Raw genomic sequence first — 15,207 nt, 5'->3', positions numbered from 1 at the left:
GCTCACTGATTGACAGAAAAGTGAATATACACGATTCTGTGATCTTACGCGGTCCCGCGACCGCTGCGATGCGGAATCCGACCTTATGGTCCAGTCCTCCCGGCCAACCGATGCGACAGACGAGGACCAGGCGGGCCATCGCAAGGACCAGCCGGTCCAGATGCGCGGGCACCTGGCGCTGCTCGAGGAGAATCAGGGCGAGATCCCCTGGTGCGGCCCGGCCGCCCTCGCCCTGGCCACTGGCCGTGGCTATGCCGAGACCAGCCATCTGCTTCGCAGCGTCGCGCCGGGCTGGTATCCGCCCGAAGGGCCCATCGTCACCGCCTATTGGCGGGATCTGCTCGGCGTGCTGGACGGGCTCGGCATCCCCTACGAGCCGGTCGCGCTGCCGGAGCGGCGCCGCAGCCTGCTGCGTTTTGTCCGCGACGGGCTGGAGGAGGGCTGGTACCTGCTCCGCATCACCGACCATTTCCTGCTGCTGCGCAGCCATGGCTTCGGCCTCGCCGTGCTCTACGACAATCGCCATACCGGCGTGCTGGTGGGCAAGAAGACGCATGGCATGCGGCATGTGACGCATGCGGTGCGGCTGCCGGGCGGGCCCTCCGGCGCGGTTTGAGGCCGGGCTTGGCCGCGGCCTCACTCCCGCTCGGCGGCCCGTTCCAGCACCGCGGTCAGCGCCGCGATCGTCTCCGGCTTCAGGCAGCGGATCTCCCGCGCCAGGCGGTTGGCCAGCGCCGTCGCCTCGGCCGAGAGCCCGGCCGTGTCCACCACCACCCGGGGATGCGAGAGCCGGGCGAGGCGCACCATCTCCTCGGCATCGTCCCAGATCAGGCCGAAATACTCGTTGAGCTGATGGATCAGGCCCGGCGAGGGCCGGCCGCGATGCCCGTGTTCCAGCGCCGAGAGATAGGCCGGCGAGACGTGCAGGGCGCGGGCGAGCTCCGCCTGGGTCACGCCATAGGCCTCGCGCAAGGCGCGCAGCCGGGCGCCGAAGGGCGTCATTCCCGCAGGCCCCGCAGCCGGCGCAGCAGCAGCACCACGGCGCCGGGGTTGCCGGCGGCGTAATGCGCTGCGCCGAGCAGCAGGTGCCGCAGCTCCGGCGCGTTCAGCCAGTGCGGCAGCTCCCGCCGCAGCACTCCCGGCTCCTGCCCCCCGGATCCCTTGCCGGTGACGATGGCGACGCAGCGCAGCCCGTCGAGCTGCGCCTCGTGCAGAAAGCGGCGGACTGCGGCATGCGCGTCCTGGGCCCGGCGGCCATGCAGGTCGAGGGTGCGCTCCGGCCGGGTCTCGCCGCGGCGCAGCGCGCGCCAGCGCCGGGCATCGAGCCCGGCCGGCGCCTGGCCGATCTGCAGCTCCACGCCGCGATGCGGCGCCGCGCGCTCGGCCGGCTTCGGCAGCGGCAGCCGGGCCTGGCGCGGGGTGGGCGGCGGCTCCGGCGCGGCCGGGGCTTCGGGCCGGGGCGGGGCCGGCAGCGCCTTGCCCGGCAGCGGCGCCACCTGCGCCCGCACCGTGTAGAGCTGCCAGAGCGCCCGTTCCGCCTCGGTCAGGCCGTGGCGTGGCCGGGGCTGGACGGGCGCGGGACGCCCCGCCCCCGTCGCCCCGTTGCGCCGCATCACCCCCGCCTCAGTCGCCCGGGGCGGCGGGCCCGCCGGGCACCGCCACGGGCGGCGGCGGGGTGGCGTCGCCGGGGGGCAGGGCGGCGGCATCGTCATCCACCAGGATGACGTGCAGGCGGCGCGGGCCATGCGCGCCGAGCTCCAGCGTCTGCTCGATATCGGCCGAGCGCGAGGGGCCGGTGACGAACATGATGTTGCGCGGCATGAAGCCGCCCGAGCGGACGTCGTGGCTTTCCGCCCGCAGCCGGTCCCAGGCCTCCTCATAGGCGCCGACGATGGTGCTGGCGCGCAGCACCACCACCTCGGTCTCCGCCAGCAGGTTCAGCGTCGTCGGCCGGCCAGGGCCGGAGGGCAGCATGAGCGTCCCGGTCTCGGCGATGCCGGCCCAGCCATGCTGCAGGCTGACCTGGTCGCTCGCCTGCGCCCGGCGGCGCTCGAAGGTGAGCAGCGGCCGATCGGTCCAGGGAATGCCCTCGAAATCCGGGTTGGGCGCGAGGACGAAGCGCGAGGGCAGGTTCTGCGCCGCGAGGTATTCCGCCAGCGCGGCCGGCACCGCGGCAAGGTCCGGCACCCGCTCGACCGTGCCGAACTCCTTCTCGACATTGCGCACGAAGAGCGCGACCTGGTCCGGCCGCGGCAGGCGGGAGCGGGCCGGGATCAGGTGGCGCGGATGGCTGGCCAGCCGCCCGGCCAGCATCGCCTGCTGGTCGGCCGGCAGCGGGCCGCGCTTCAGCCCGCGGCGGATGGCGCCGAGGATGGCGTCCTTGCTCATCGCGGCTCAGCCCTCACCCGGCAGGGTCTCGTATTGCGGCAGGTCATCGGTGATCTCGTACCATGGGGCTTTCGAGCCGACGAAGACATGCAACGCCGGGCGCAGGCCGGGATCGTCGTCCAGCGTGCCGAGGGCGAGCCCCAGCACCTCCGGCCGGTCGTCGAAGGAGGAGAGGAGGCTGGAGCCGCAGACCCGGCAGAAATGCCGGGTGGTGCCGGGCGAGGAGCGGTAGCCGGCGAGCAGGTCCTCCCCCTGGATCCAGCGGAAATCGGCCCGGCGCAGGGCGGCGCGGGAGCGGAAGACGGCGCCGTGGGCCTTGCGGCAGAGGCTGCAATGGCAATGCAGCGCGCCGCTCAGCGGGCCGGCGATCTCGTAGCGCAGGCCGCCGCAGAGGCAGCTGCCGCGCAGCGGCGGGGCCATGCGTCAGACCCGCTGCCCGCGCCGCGCCTTGGCGTAGCGGGCCATGAAGGTGCCGCCGGGCTCGGGCACCGGCAGGTCGCGCCCCTTGGTCCAGCCGCCCGCGAGCGGCAGGGAATGGAAGGCGCCCTTGCCGCGGCCGAGCAGGCCGAGCGCGCCGATCGCCGCCCGCGTCGCCCAGCGATAGACGGTGGGGCGGCGGGCGAACCAGGCCCAGAGGCCGATATTGGTCCGCTGCGCCGCGGGCGTCAGGTGCCGCTCAAACTCCCGCTCCCGCCAGTGGCGCATCATGCCGGGCAGCGGGATCTTCACCGGGCAGACGCTCTCGCAGCGGCCGCAGAAGGTGGAGGCGTTGGGCAGCAGCCCGGTCTTCTCGATGCCGACGAGGGAGGGCGTGAGCACCGAGCCCATCGGCCCGGGATAGACCCAGCCATAGGCATGGCCGCCGACCGCGCCATAGACCGGGCAGTGGTTCATGCAGGCGGCGCAGCGGATGCAGCGCAGCATCTCCTGGAACTCGGTGCCGATCATGTTGGAGCGGCCGTTGTCCACCAGCACCACATGGTACTCGTCCGGCCCGTCGAGGTCGCCCTCGCGCCGGGCGCCGGTGCTGAAGGTGGTGTAGACGGAGAAATCCTGCCCGGTCGCGCTGCGCGCCAGCAGCCGCAGCATGTTGCAGGCATCCTCCAGCGTCGGCACCACCTTCTCGATGGAGGCGAGGGCGATATGGACCCGCGGCAGGGTCTGGGTCAGGTCGCCATTGCCCTCGTTCGTGACGATGACGCTGCTGCCGGTCTCGGCGATGAGGAAATTGGCGCCGGTGATGCCGACATCGGCGGCGAGGAATTTCTCCCGCAGCTTGGTACGCGCCTCGGCCAGGATGTCGCGCCGCTCGTGGAAGACGCGGTCGGGCGGCAGGTCGGTGTGCAGGCGGCGGAAATCCGCCTCCCAATCCTCGCGGTTGAGGTGGAAGGCGGGGGCGATGATGTGGCTCGGATGCTCCTGGCGGAGCTGCAGGATGTACTCTCCGAGATCGGTCTCGACCGGGCGGATGCCATGGGCTTCCAGATGCGCGTTGATCCCGAGCTCCTCGGAGATCATCGACTTGCCCTTGGTGACCGTCCTGGCGCCGGCCTTACGGCAGATCTCGAGCACCGCGGCGCGGGCGTCGTCGGCGGTGCTGCACCAGTGCACCTGACCGCCGGCCGCCTTCACCTTGCTCTCATAGGCTTCCAGGTAGAAGTCGAGATTGGCGAGGGTGTGGTTCTTGATGTCGCGGCCGATATTCCGGAGCTGCTCGAACTCCGGCAGGTTGGCCACGGCCTGGGCGCGCCGTTGCAGGAAGGCGCCCTTGGCGGTGCCGAGCGCCTTCTGCAGGCCGGGATCGGCCAGGGCGCGGGCGGCATTCTCCTTGAAGGCGGGCGAGGTGATGGCGACCACGGGCAGGCTCCTGTCTGGCCGCGAGTGTAGCGTCTCGGTGGCGCCGGGTCAGCGGCTCCCCGGCGATGTCCCGATCCGCGCGAGCACGAAGCCGACCCGTACCTCGACCGGCGCGAGCGGCAGCGGCACCGGCCGGTAGCCGAGCGCCGCATAGGTCTCGAGCATCGCCGCATGCGTCGCCGCGGCCTCGGCGAAGGACTGCCGGCGTTCCCGGTCCTGGCCGAAGATCGCCGGCCAGGGCGGGGCGACGAAGACCTCCGGCGCGTAGCGGCAACGCGCGGCGCGGTGCAGATGCGCCAGCACCGGCAGGCCGCAGACCGCGAGGTAACCGATGACATCGGGGATGCCGCGATCGAAGAGCACGGGACCGCCGGTGGCCCTCGCCTGAGCAAGCGCCTCGGCATGGCTACGGAGCTCGGCGGCGAGCATCAGCTCGGCGAAGAGGGCGCGGTCGCCCCAGGGCAGGGCGGGACCCTCGATCGCCATCTGGTCCTGGATGATCGCCCGGCCGGTCTCAGGCCGGTGGGCGAGGCCGCGCGCCGCGAGGGCCGCGATGAGCGTGCTCTTGCCGGCGCCGGGGCCGCCGGTGATCACGAAGAGGCGGGTCTCCGGGGTTTGCATCCATCCCTCGTCCTGCCGGGCCGGTGCGGACGGGACCGGGCCGCCGTCACCTGGCCGGGTGGCGACGCCCGTGCCGCTCCTGCACCTGCATCAGCCGCGTCGCCTCGTCGGCCTTCTCCGCCACGCGCCGCAGCTCCTCGCGCGCCTTGGCGAGCTCCTCCTCGCTCTGGTCCTCGAGCGCGATGAGGCGGTTGTGCGCGCCCTTCGTCGCCCGGATCAGCTCGTCGAGCTTCACATGGATCGCCTGGGTGTCGCGGTTCTGCGCGTGCTGGATGAGGAAGACCATCAGGAAGGTGATGATGGTCGTGCCGGTGTTGATCACGAGCTGCCAGGTGTCGGACCAGGCGAAGAGCGGCCCGGTCACCGCCCAGACCACCACCGTCAGCAAGGCAAGGATGAAGGCCCAGGGCCGGCCGGTCTGGCAGGCGGCCCATTGGGCGATCCGGGCGAAACGGGAGTGTTCCGAGGAAGACATGGGCGGCCGAACGTCCGTGCCCGGATATTTGTTGCGATACTGGTGATTAAACCTTCGCCATCTACTCGGCCGCTGCGGCGAAGTAGCGGTTCTTTAGCCCCTTCTGGTTCTCGTAGATCGAGCCCTGCTTGCCCGCCGGCGGCAGCGGCAGGCGCACCGGCACCGGGGCGAGGCGGGGCGAGAGGCCCGGCTGGCCCGAGACCATCAGCCGGTCATAGGCCTCGATCCCCTCCGGGAAGCCGAGCAGCGGCCAAGCATCGGCGGCGCGGAATTGGAACAGCAGCAGCCGCCGGTCGCGGTTCGAGGTGTTGGGCGCCGAGCCATGCACCGCCCGCACATGGTGGATGGTGATGGAGCCGGCCCGGCCGGTCAGCGGCACGGCGGCGCGGTAATCCACCTCCTTCCTGCCCGGGTCCATGGCGCCGCAGAAGCAGCCATCCTCGCCGTGATGGTCATGGACGACCGGGTCCTTGTGGCTGCCCGGGATGATCAGCAGCGGCCCGTTCTCGAGCTCCATGTCGTCCATCATGACGCCGACCGCGGCCAGGTCGTCATTGGTGTGCGGGTAGAAGGCCCAATCCTGGTGCCATTCCACCGCGGCGCCGAAGCCGGCCGATTTCAAGTTCAGCTTCGCCGTGTCGAAGCGGATATCGGGGCCCCAGAGGGATTGCAGGCAGGCGACGATGCCGGGGTGGCGCACCAACCGGCCATAGGCCTCGTGATGCAGGTGCGGCGCCTTGATCCGCCGCACCCGGGGCTGCTGCGGCGTGTGGCTGTCCTCGAGGTCGTAGATCGCATCATGCGCCGTGACCTGCCGCGCGCGCTCGACGAAGCCGTCGGTCACGGCGCGCAGCTCGGCGACTTCCGCCGCACTCAACACATCCGGCACGACGATGGCGCCGACCCGGTCGTATTCCGCCTTCTGGGCTTCGGTGAGCATGGTGCGTTTCCCGTTCCTCTGTTCCGTTTTGCCGTGGCGCGGTTGGGGCTCAGCCCCGGTACCAGCGCCGCGCCGCGCGCTGGGCTTCGCGCATGCTCTCGGCCGGGGCCTGCTGGCCGGTGACGACGCGCGCGAACATGTCGACCACGACCCAATTCTCCACCACCGCCCCGGCCGCCGCGCTGATCGGGCCATGGAAGCCCTCGTAGAAGGGCGTGTCCATGCCCGTGCGGTAGACGGCGAGCTTGGAGTCGGAGGACCAGACCGCACTCTCGGCATAGGCCTTCAGCGGCTGCGACCAGTAGCCGAGGCAGCCGCTGAGCCAGGGATCGTACTGCTCCGCCTCCATCATGAAGCGGATATACTCCTTCGCCGCCTGCGGGTAGCGGGTGTAGCGCGGCACCATGGCGTTCAGCGTCAGCGCCGTCGAGGGCGCCTTGGCCGAGCTGCCATGCGGCATGTCGGCATGGTCGGTATCGGCGGCGACCGCGTTCTGCGCCGCATCCTTCGCGGTCTTGGCCGAGAAATAGATGGAGACGCCGTTCTGCGTCAGCCCGATCTCGCCGGCGACGAAGGCGCGGTTGTTGGAGGCGCCGTTCCACGCCATGGTCCCCGGCACCAGCGTCTCCTGCAACGCGCGGGCGTAGTCGAGGGCGCGGGCGGTGGCCGGGCTGTCCAGCGTGACCTTGCCCTCCTCGTCCACCAGCGCCGCGCCATGCGACCAGAGCAGCCAATTGGCGTAGGCCGGCGCGTCGCCCGGAGCGTGGCTGAGGGCGAAGCCGGCGGGGTGGCCGATGCGCTTCAACCCCTGGCAGAGCTTGAGGAATTCGCCGAGGTCGTTCGGCATCGCCGCGAACCCCGCCTCCTGCATCCAGGAGCGGCGATAGACCACCGGGCTGCTGCTGCCGCCCATCGGCAGGCCGAGCCAGGTGTCGCTGCGGTACTTGCGGCCATAGACCTGCGCCAGCTCGTACCAGCCGCCATACTTGGCGCCGAGATAGGTGGCGAGGTCGGTCATCTCCGTCACCTTGTCGGCGTAGAGATGCGGGTCGGCGCCGAAGCCGATGATGACATCGGCGCCTTGCCCGGTGTTGTAGGCCACCGCCACTTGCACCGGCATGTCCGGCCAATTCACGTAATCGACCCGCACCTCGATGCCGGTCTGCTCGGTGAAGCGGCGGGAATTGGCGTTGAAGATCGCCTCGTCGGGGTCGATGAACTTGGCCGGGCGCAGCACCCGCAAGCGGGCGCCCTGCTCTGGACGGTAGCTGGGCGGGGCGACATTCGCGGCGGGGATGGCGCGCGCCGCGCGGGCGCCGAGGAGGAGCCCGGCGCCGAGCGCAATGGCCCTGCGCCGGCCGGGCCGGCGCATCTCTGGACCAGTCATTCCTTCCTCCCGCGATTGGACATTCCGAGGCAGGCTAGAACAGGCTGGCGCAGGGTGGAATGACCTGCCCGTCGCGCCCCGTGGCGATCTGTCCTAGCCTGCTCCGGAACGAAGGGGAGGGAAGGAGCATGGACCAAGCCATGGCCGGCTGGCCGGGGCGCGTCGCCGCGGCGCCGGGGCTGGCGCGCCGCGGGGCGACGCTGGATGCGGACCTGCTGCTCGAGATCGGTGACCGGAGCTGGCTGGTGGCGATCCGCCGCGGCCTGATCGCCGAGCTGCGCCGCGGCCCCTTCACCCTGCCCGCCTGGACCCTGGCCCTGCGCGTCTCGGCCGAGGGCATGGCGCGCTTCCTGGCGCCGGAGCCGGTGCCGGGCTGGAACGACCTGCTGGCGCTGCGCCGCCAGGGCGCGCTCGCCATCGAGGGCGACACCGCGGTCTTCTTCGCCCATCTCGCCTGGTTCAAGGCGGCGCTCGCCCTGCTGCGCCAGGGACCGCCGCGGCCGCGCGAGCTGGTGCCGGCGCAGCCCTGGGGCGAGCCGGAATTCGAGCCGGTCACCGGCCGCTATCTCCGCCTCGACATCGAAGGCCGGCCGCACCGCCTCTATGTCGAGGAGGCCGGGAGCGGCAGGCCGCTGCTGCTGCTGCACACCGCCGGCAGCGATGGCCGGCAGTGGCGCGAGATGCTGAACGATGCCGAGATCACCCGGCAGTTCCGCTGCATCGCCTTCGACATGCCCTGGCACGGCAAGTCTTCGCCGCCGCCGGGCTGGGAGCAGGAGGAATACCGGCTGACCACCGCCGCCTATACCGGCCTGGTCATGACGGTGGCGCGGGCGCTCCGGCTGGAGCGGCCGATCGTCATCGGCTGCTCCATCGGCGGCCGCATCGTGCTCGACCTCGCGGCCGAGCATGCCGGGGCGCTGGGCGGCGTGGTCGGGCTGCAGGGCAGCGCCTTCACCGGCAGCTATTACGACCTCTCGGTGCTGCACCATCCACGCATCCATGGCGGCGAGGTCTGCGGCGCCATGGTCTCCGGCCTGATCGGCCCGGCGGCGCCGGAGGCGGCGCGCTGGGAGACGCTCTGGCACTACATGCAGGGCGGCCCAGGCGTGTTCCGCGGCGACCTGCATTTCTACGCCGAGGAGGGCGACCTGCGCAGCAAGCTCGGCCGCATCGACACCGCGCGGTGCCCGGTGGCGCTGCTGACCGGCGAGTTCGACTATTCCTGCCGGCCGGAGGATACGCGGGCGACAGCGGCGGCGATCCCCGGCGCGCAGGCGGTGATCATGCCCGGGATCGGGCATTTCCCGATGAGCGAGAATTTCGCCGGGCTGAAACCGCATCTGCTGCCGGTGCTGCAGGAGATGGCGGGGCGGGGCTGAGCCGCCGGCCTCAGCAGGCGGTGGCGTGTCGCTCCCGCATGAGGCGCAGCACCTCCTCCGGCTCCTCCCGCCACCAGCGATGCGAGAGGATCTCGACCTCGACGGCGCCGGCATAGCCGGCCGCCTGGGCCAGGGCGCGGATGCGCGGGATGTCGATGACGCCATCCCCCATCATGCCGCGGTCGAAGACCGTGTCGGTGGTCGGCACCAGCCAGTCGCAGGCATGGAAGGCGGCGATGCGGCCGGCCGCCCGCGCCATCTGCGCCTCCAGCGCCGGGTCCCACCAGACATGGTAGACGTCGAGCGCGACGCCGGTGCCCTCGCCCAGTGCCTCGCAGAGATCGAGCGCCTGGCCGAGCGTGCTGAGAACGCTGCGATCGGCGCAGGTCATCGGGTGCAGCGGCTCCAGCGCCAGGGTCACGCCGGCGGCGCGGGCCTCGGGCAGGATCGCCTCCAGCCCGTCGCGCACCATGGCCCGCGCCCCGGGCAGGTCCTTCGAGCCGGGCGGCAGCCCACCGCAGACCATGACCAGGCAGGCGGCCTGCAGCGCATGCGCCTCGGCGATGGCGCGGCGGTTGTCCTCGATGGCGCGGCGCCGCCCTTCGGCATCGGCGGCGGGGAACATGCCGCCGCGGCAGAGGCCGGTGACGCTGAGCCCGGCCTCGCGGATGCGCCGCGCGGCGGCATCGACGCCCATGGCGGCCAGCACGTCCCGCCAGGGGGAGATGCCGGGGATGCCGTGCCGGGCGCAGCCCTCGATGCATTCGGCGAGGTCCCAGCGCTCCTTCACCGTGACGGTGTTGAGGCTGAGCGGACCCGGGCCCATGCCGGCGGCGCTCATGCGATGCCGTGCAGCGCCAGCAGCAGCCGCATCCGGTGGGTGGCGAGATCCGGGTCGCGCAGCAGGCCGGCGGCATCGGCGAGGCGGAAGAGCTCGGCGAAATGCCCGATGCTGCGCGCCGATTGCTGGCCGCCGACCATGGTGAAATGCGCCTGGTGATCGTTCAGCCAGGCGAGGAAGACGACGCCGGTCTTGTAGAAGCGCGTCGGCGCGCGGAAGACATGGCGCGAGAGCGGCACGGTCGGCGCCAGGATGGCGTGGAAGCTGGCGAGATCCTGGTGCGACAGCGCCGCCAGCGCCCCTCCCACCGCCGGCGCGATCGGGTCGAAGATGCCGAGCAGCGCGTCCGAATACCCCTCGGCATCGCCGGCGATGAGCTCCGGGTAGTTGAAGTCGTCGCCGCTGTACATGCGCACGCCCACCGGCAGGCGGCGGCGCATGGCGATCTCCTTCTCCTTGTCGAGCAGGCTGATCTTGATGCCGTCCACCTTCCCGGCATGCGCGGCGATGACAGTCAGCGCCGTCTCCATCGCCTTGTAGTGGTCCGCCGCGCCCCAGTAGCCGTCGAGCGCCGGGTCGAACATCTCGCCGAGCCAGTGGATGATCACCGGCTCACGCACCTGGCACAGGATGCGGTCATAGACCCGCTCGTAATCGGCCGGGCCGCGCGCCGCCTTCGCCAGCGCCCGCGAAGCCATCAGGATCAGCCGCCCGCCCAGCCGCTCGATCGCCGCGCACTGCTCCTCATAGGCGCGGATGACGTCGTCGATGGTGACATCGGGGCCGGGCGCCAGCTGGTCGGTGCCGGCGCCGCTCGCCATCACTGCGCCGGGGATGTCGCGCATGGCATCGAGGCTGCGGCCGATCAGCTCCAGCGCCGCCGGCCAGTCGAGCCCCATGCCGCGCTGCACCGTGTCCATCGCCTCGGCGACGCCGAGGCCGAGCGACCACAGGTGCCGGCGATAGGCGATGGTGCGGTCCCAGTCGAGCTTCGCATCCAGCCAGGGATCCTGCTCGGCCAGCGGGTCGGCCACCACATGCGCGGCGGCGAGGGCGATGCGCGGGAAAGGCGGCGTCGCCTGCGGGAAGTCGCGCGGCGGGCTGAGGGTGAAGGAGCGCAGCCCCTCGGCGCCCGGCAGGGTGATGCTCGGCATGGTCCTCAGGCCTCCAGCATGGGCAGGTCGATCCAGCGGCGCTCGCGCCAGCTCCGCAGCCCGGCCTCGGCGAGTTGCACGCCGCGGGCGCCGGCCATCAGGTCCCAGGGGAATTCCGCCACCTCCCCGGCGAGGTGGCGCAGGAACAGCTCCCATTGCACGCGGAAGCCGTTCGGGTAGTCCTGCGTCGCCGGCACCTCCTGCCAGCCGGCGAAGAAGTCGATGGCCTGCGGGATGTCGGGGTTCCAGACCGGCTTCGGCGTGTTGACGCGGCCCTGCGTCCAACACCGCTGCAAGCCGGCGATGGCGCTGCCATGCGTCCCGTCCACCTGGAAGGTGGCCAGGTCGTCGCGCCGGACGCGCGTCACCCAGCTACTGTTGATATGCGCGATGACCCCGCCGCGCAGCTGGAAGGTGGCATAGGCCGCGTCGTCCACATCGGCCTTGTAGGGCTTTCCGTCCTCGCCGATCCGCTCCGGGATATGCGTGGCGCCGAGGCAGGAGACCGCCTCAACCTCGCCGAAGAGGTTGTCCAGCACGTAGCGCCAGTGGCAGAGCATGTCGAGGATGATGCCGCCGCCCTCGGCCGCCTTGTAGTTCCAGGACGGCCGCTGCGCCGGCTGCAGGTCGCCCTCGAAGACCCAGTAGCCGAACTCGCCCTTCACCGCGCAGAGGCGGCCGAGGAAGCCGCTGTCGATCACCATTTTCAGCTTGCGCAGCCCGGGCAGGAACAGCTTGTCCTGCACCACGCCATGCTTGATCCCGGCCGCGCGGGCGCGGCGGGCGATGTCGAGCGCATCCTCCAGCCGGTCGGCGGTCGGCTTCTCGACATAGATGTGCTTGCCGGCGGCGATGGCGCGGCGGATCAGCCCGGCGCGGAGCTGCGTGGTCGCGGCATCGAAGAAGAGCTCGTCCCGCGGGTCGCGCAGGCAGGCTTCCAGATCGGTGCTGGTACGGGCGATGCCATGGGCGCGGGCGAGCGCCTCCAGCTTCTCGCGGTTGCGGCCAACCAGGATCGGATCGGGCATCACCCGGTCGCCATTGGCGAGGCGGACGCCGCCCTCGGCGCGAATGGCGGCGATGGAGCGGACCAGGTGCTGGTTGGTGCCCATGCGGCCGGTCACGCCGTTCATGATGATGCCGATGCGGCATTCCGCCATTGCTTCGTCTCCCCCCGGGTAACCGGTTGGTTACTTTGATCCGGGCGGCGGCCGCAGGTCAAGCGCGCCGCGCACCCACGGGCGAGGCAAGCCGCGGCAGGAGCCGGACATGGCCCCGGCATGCGGGCCGGATGCAGAAGGCCGTTCTGCATCGCGGCCGCTTCCGCTCCCGCTATCGCCGCCGCGAGGTGCCGTCATGCATGGCGCCTCTGCGAGATCACCGTTTGCCACCTGGCGGCGATCTGGGACGATGCCGGTCTGGCAGGATCCAGCCTTCGCCAGCGCGGATCCTGTGGGAGGAAAACGCGCATGCAACGACACTATGGCTGGGTCATCGTGGCCGCCGGCGCGGTGATGGGCTGCATCGGCATGGGGTCGATGTTCTCCCTCGCCGTGTTTCTCGATCCGATCACTGCGGCGACGGGTTGGTCGCGCGTCGGCATCTCCGCCTCCATGACCATCGCCTTCCTGGCCATGGGCGTCGGCGCCTTCGGCTGGGGCTGGGTCAGCGACCGCCATGGGCCGCGCATCGTCGGCCTCGCCGGGGGAGTGCTCCTTGGCACCGGGCTGGTGCTGGCGAGCCGCGCGACGAGCCTGCTGCAATTCCAGCTCGCCTATGGCGTCTTCCTCGGGCTGGCAGCCGGCGCCTTCTTCGCGCCGATGATGGCGACGGCCAGCGCCTGGTTCGATCGGCATCGCGCCCTCGCCGTCTCCCTCGTCTCGGCCGGGCTTGGCATGGCGCCGGTCATCGTCGCGCCATTCGCGCAATGGCTGCTCACCCGGCACGACTGGCGGAGCGCGCAGCTCATCATCGGCCTCGCCGCCTGGGCCGTGGTCCTGCCCGTCGCGTTGCTGCTGCGCCGCCCGCCGGTGATGACCCTCGCCGGCGCCGCGACGAGCCTGCCGGGGCACCAGCGTCTCACCGCGCGCGAGGCCCTCGGCACCCGGCAGTTCATGGTGCTTGGCGCAACCTTCTTCGCCTGCTGCCTCGCGCATTCGGGGCCGATCTTCCATGTGGTGAGCTACGCCATGGTGTGCGGCGTCTCCGCGATGGCCGCGGTCAGCGTCTACAGCCTGCAAGGCCTGGCGGGCCTCGGCGGGCGGTTGCTGCTCGGCCTGCTCGCTGACCGCCATGGCGCCAAGCCGGTGCTGATCGGCGGGCTGGTGCTGCAGGCGCTGGCGATCGCGGCCTTCCTGCCGGCCCGGAGCCTCGGCGAGTTCTACGCCGTCGCCGCCCTCTTCGGTCTCGCCTATGGCGGCGTGATGCCGCTCTACGCGGCCCTGGCGCGCGACTATTTCGGCCCGCACATCATGGGCACAGTCTTCGGCGCCGCGACCATGCTCTCCTGTCTCGGCATGGCGATCGGGCCGGCGGTCGGCGGCTGGATCTTCGACAGGTTCGGCAGCTATGCGGGGATGCACCTCGCCTCGCTCGCCGTCGGTCTCGGCGCGGTGGCGATCGCCCTCGCCTTCCCGCCCTTGCCGCGGCTGCGGGCCGGGCGTCTCAGCCCGGCCTGACGCAGGGCTGCCGCCGCGTCAGCGCGCGAGCGGCGGCCGATGCTGCGCCCAGGGCCGCGCCGCCTCGAAGGCCGCGCTCGCCTGCAGCACGCCGAGATCGTCGAAGCGCCGGCCGACGATCTGCAGCCCGACCGGCAGGCCGGCCGGGGTGAAGCCGCAGGGCAGGCTCGCCGCCGGGCTGCCCGACCAGTTGAAGGGGTAGGAGAACTCGGCCCACATCAGCCAGTCCCATTCGTGCTGCGGCCAATGCTCCGGCTGCAGCCGGTCCGCCGGGAAGGCGGCGACGCTCACCGCCGGCGACAGCAGGAAATCGTAGCCCTCCATGAATTCGTGGATCGCCTGGATATAGGCGAAGCGCCGCTCACGCATCTGCATGAACTGCGGCACGGTGAAGCCGGCGGCCGACTTGATCATGGCGACGAAGCCGGGATCCATGCGGCTCTCGAATTCCGGCAGGTAGCGCAGCCGGGCCGTGAAGGTCGCCGGCCAGAAGAAGCGCGCCAGCTCCGGGCCGAGCGGCCCCCAGGGCGGCGTCACCTCCTCGACATGCGCGCCCATCGCCTCGAAGGCCGTCACCGCCTTGGCCACCAGCTCCGCCACCTCCGGGTCGACCCGGGCATGGCCAAGGTCGCGCGTGAAGCCGATCCGCTTGCCCTTCATGCTCGCCGCGCCGAGCTGCCCGGCATAATCCTGCGGCGGCGATTCCAGCGAGGTGAAGTCCCAGGGATGCGGCCCGGCCATCGCCTGCAGCATCAGCGCGGCATCCTCCACGCTCCGCGTCAGCGGCCCGACATGGGTGGCGAGATCGTTGTTCGAGATCGGCCAGCTCGGCACGCGGCCATAGGTCGGCTTCAGCCCATAGACGCCGGAGAAATGCGCCGGCATGCGGATCGAGCCGGCGCCGTCGCCGCCCTGGTGCAGCGGACCGTAGCCGCAGGCGGCGGCGACACCGGCACCGGAGGAGGAGGCGCCGGCATTCAGCCCCTTGCCCCAGGGATTGTGGGTGATCCCCGAGATCGGCGCCTGGCTGACGCCCTTCCAGCCCCATTCGGAGGCGGAGGTGGTCTTGCCCAGCATCATGCAGCCGGCATCGAGCAGCCGCGTGACCACCGGCGCATCGGCATCCGGGATCGTGCCCTGCATCACCGCCGTAGCGTAGTCCGTCTGCACGCCCTTGGTCGGCTGCAGGTCCTTGATGGTGACCGGAATGCCCTCGAGCAGGCGGGCAGCACCGCCTTGCTGGAACACCGCCTCGGAGTGGCGGGCCGCGGCCAGCGCATGCTCCGGCGTGCAGCGCATCATGGCGTTCACATTCGGCTCGATGCGCTCGATGCGCGCGAGCACCGCCTTCGCCGCCTCGACCGGCGAGAGCTTGCGCGCCCGGTAGAGCGCGCCGAGCTCGGTCACGCCCAGATAGCCGATCTCATCCATATCCATCGCCCGCTGCCCCTGAAACCAGACCGGTCGTTCCGTCCCGGCGGCTA

At 71.5% G+C, this 15,207-nt stretch carries 16 protein-coding genes; 3 read left to right on the top strand and 13 right to left on the bottom strand.

Annotation, left to right across the window (positions count from 1 at the left end; translation table 11 throughout):
• The first annotated feature begins 85 nt into the window (after nt 1-85).
• Nucleotides 86-616 carry a hypothetical protein gene (locus HJG45_RS06700; protein ID WP_171611341.1) on the top strand — a complete coding sequence of 177 codons (531 nt, stop codon included), beginning with the start codon at nt 86-88 and terminating at the stop codon, nt 614-616.
• A gap of 20 nt (nt 617-636) precedes the next feature.
• On the opposite strand, the gene HJG45_RS06695 is transcribed toward HJG45_RS06700, so the two are convergent.
• The 9 genes from HJG45_RS06695 to HJG45_RS06655 form a co-directional block, all read right to left on the bottom strand.
• On the bottom strand, nt 637-1,002 hold the full coding sequence (locus tag HJG45_RS06695; RefSeq protein WP_171611340.1) for a helix-turn-helix domain-containing protein: 366 nt from the start codon (nt 1,000-1,002) through the stop codon (nt 637-639).
• Nucleotides 999-1,613 carry a Smr/MutS family protein gene (locus tag HJG45_RS06690; protein WP_171611339.1) on the bottom strand — a complete coding sequence of 205 codons (615 nt, stop codon included), beginning with the start codon at nt 1,611-1,613 and terminating at the stop codon, nt 999-1,001. The genes HJG45_RS06695 and HJG45_RS06690 overlap by 4 nt, the downstream gene beginning before the upstream one ends.
• A 10-nt stretch (nt 1,614-1,623) precedes the next feature.
• Entirely contained in the window at nt 1,624-2,388 is a 765-nt protein-coding gene (locus tag HJG45_RS06685) for an LUD domain-containing protein (RefSeq protein WP_171611338.1), read from the bottom strand.
• A 6-nt stretch (nt 2,389-2,394) separates the two neighbouring features.
• Nucleotides 2,395-2,808, bottom strand: a complete 414-nt coding sequence (locus tag HJG45_RS06680; protein WP_171611337.1) for a GFA family protein — start codon at nt 2,806-2,808, stop codon at nt 2,395-2,397.
• A 3-nt stretch (nt 2,809-2,811) separates the two neighbouring features.
• Nucleotides 2,812-4,245: a LutB/LldF family L-lactate oxidation iron-sulfur protein gene (locus tag HJG45_RS06675; RefSeq protein WP_171611336.1), complete on the bottom strand. Its 1,434-nt coding sequence runs from the start codon at nt 4,243-4,245 to the stop codon at nt 2,812-2,814.
• Between the two features lie 48 nt (nt 4,246-4,293).
• Nucleotides 4,294-4,866, bottom strand: coding sequence for an AAA family ATPase (locus HJG45_RS06670; protein WP_171611335.1), 573 nt, complete (start codon nt 4,864-4,866; stop codon nt 4,294-4,296).
• 46 nt (nt 4,867-4,912) lie between these two features.
• Nucleotides 4,913-5,341, bottom strand: coding sequence for a low affinity iron permease family protein (locus tag HJG45_RS06665; protein WP_171611334.1), 429 nt, complete (start codon nt 5,339-5,341; stop codon nt 4,913-4,915).
• Nucleotides 5,342-5,402: 61 nt separating this feature from the next.
• The gene (locus HJG45_RS06660) at nt 5,403-6,281 is read right to left on the bottom strand and encodes a phytanoyl-CoA dioxygenase family protein (protein ID WP_171611333.1); all 879 of its coding nucleotides are present in this window, start codon (nt 6,279-6,281) and stop codon (nt 5,403-5,405) included.
• Nucleotides 6,282-6,330: 49 nt separating this feature from the next.
• Nucleotides 6,331-7,668: an ABC transporter substrate-binding protein gene (locus HJG45_RS06655; RefSeq protein ID WP_171611332.1), complete on the bottom strand. Its 1,338-nt coding sequence runs from the start codon at nt 7,666-7,668 to the stop codon at nt 6,331-6,333.
• A 128-nt stretch (nt 7,669-7,796) separates the two neighbouring features.
• Here HJG45_RS06655 and HJG45_RS06650 point away from each other — a divergent pair, with 128 nt between their 5' ends.
• Nucleotides 7,797-9,050: an alpha/beta fold hydrolase gene (locus tag HJG45_RS06650; RefSeq protein ID WP_217362852.1), complete on the top strand. Its 1,254-nt coding sequence runs from the start codon at nt 7,797-7,799 to the stop codon at nt 9,048-9,050.
• A 10-nt stretch (nt 9,051-9,060) separates the two neighbouring features.
• Here HJG45_RS06650 and HJG45_RS06645 read toward each other — a convergent pair whose 3' ends face one another.
• From HJG45_RS06645 to HJG45_RS06635, 3 genes are read right to left on the bottom strand one after another with little or no spacing between them, the layout of a single operon-like run.
• Complete coding sequence (locus HJG45_RS06645; protein ID WP_171611331.1) at nt 9,061-9,876, bottom strand: sugar phosphate isomerase/epimerase; 816 nt, start codon at nt 9,874-9,876, stop codon at nt 9,061-9,063.
• Between the two features lie 11 nt (nt 9,877-9,887).
• On the bottom strand, nt 9,888-11,045 hold the full coding sequence (locus HJG45_RS06640; RefSeq protein ID WP_171611330.1) for a dihydrodipicolinate synthase family protein: 1,158 nt from the start codon (nt 11,043-11,045) through the stop codon (nt 9,888-9,890).
• A gap of 5 nt (nt 11,046-11,050) precedes the next feature.
• Complete coding sequence (locus tag HJG45_RS06635) at nt 11,051-12,205, bottom strand: Gfo/Idh/MocA family protein (protein ID WP_171611329.1); 1,155 nt, start codon at nt 12,203-12,205, stop codon at nt 11,051-11,053.
• A 309-nt stretch (nt 12,206-12,514) separates the two neighbouring features.
• On the opposite strand from HJG45_RS06635, the gene HJG45_RS06630 reads away from it, so the two are divergent.
• Nucleotides 12,515-13,723, top strand: a complete 1,209-nt coding sequence (locus HJG45_RS06630) for an MFS transporter (protein ID WP_171611328.1) — start codon at nt 12,515-12,517, stop codon at nt 13,721-13,723.
• An 18-nt stretch (nt 13,724-13,741) separates the two neighbouring features.
• Here the strand turns inward: HJG45_RS06630 and HJG45_RS06625 are convergent, their stop codons facing one another.
• Nucleotides 13,742-15,154 carry an amidase gene (locus HJG45_RS06625; RefSeq protein ID WP_254452334.1) on the bottom strand — a complete coding sequence of 471 codons (1,413 nt, stop codon included), beginning with the start codon at nt 15,152-15,154 and terminating at the stop codon, nt 13,742-13,744.
• Nucleotides 15,155-15,207: the final 53 nt, after the last annotated feature.

Origin of the sequence: Roseicella sp. DB1501, from assembly GCF_013112485.1 — a bacterium.
Lineage (GTDB): Bacteria > Pseudomonadota > Alphaproteobacteria > Acetobacterales > Acetobacteraceae > Paracraurococcus.
Note: the sequence above shows the minus strand (reverse complement) of the source record. Positions and strands in the feature narration are given on the sequence as shown.